2 protein-coding genes are annotated in these 555 nt (G+C 42.3%); one reads left to right on the top strand and one right to left on the bottom strand.

Annotation, left to right across the window (positions count from 1 at the left end; all coding sequences use genetic code 11):
- Positions 1-182 (top strand): hypothetical protein (locus tag R7Q46_RS29365; RefSeq protein ID WP_318078608.1); only part of this gene is annotated, 182 nt, incomplete at its 5' end.
- A gap of 65 nt (positions 183-247) precedes the next feature.
- Here R7Q46_RS29365 and R7Q46_RS29360 read toward each other — a convergent pair.
- Positions 248-529 (bottom strand): DUF2218 domain-containing protein, encoded by a 282-nt coding sequence (locus R7Q46_RS29360; RefSeq protein WP_318078609.1) that lies wholly within the window; start codon positions 527-529, stop codon positions 248-250.
- Positions 530-555 lie beyond the last annotated feature (26 nt).

Below are 555 nucleotides of genomic sequence, written 5' to 3'. Positions count from 1 at the left end.
AAGATATTGTTAAGCTTCGTATCCTTAACTTTATCGGCTGTGCACTGTTCACTGCTTACGGACTGATGATTGATTCGTGGCCAGTAGTGCTAACAAACGGCTTTATTGCATGTGTTAACGTGTACTTCCTAGCTAAAATGCAGCAGGAAAAAAAAAGCCTAGAGCCTGAAAAAGCCCAATAAAACTCGTATTTTGAAAGGCCCGCAAGTCATACACTGCGGGCTTTTTTATTGTCTAAAATTCGTTTTTATCGAATCCAATCAAGCTCGAGCGTCTCTCTACGTGAAAACATTTCGACATGCGATTCGATAATGCCCTTCACTTGCTCCAACTGCTTTTCAGAATCCGCTTCACACGCAATAATGAGGCAGAGCCCATTTAAACTGAATTCTGCCTTTCCAGCAGGGAATGTTACCAAGCCACTTTGTTCATCCCACGTTGCAGGCACTTTACGTGCGAAATGTCGGCATAGCGGCACTAAGTAGTTGCTCGCGTGTTCACTTTCAATCTGTTTCGTTTCTTTGATCAGATTTTCACTTTGCTTATTCGTGTAAA

Source organism: Vibrio sp. 811, from assembly GCF_033339195.1.
This window is presented reverse-complemented; position numbering and strand designations above follow the sequence as displayed.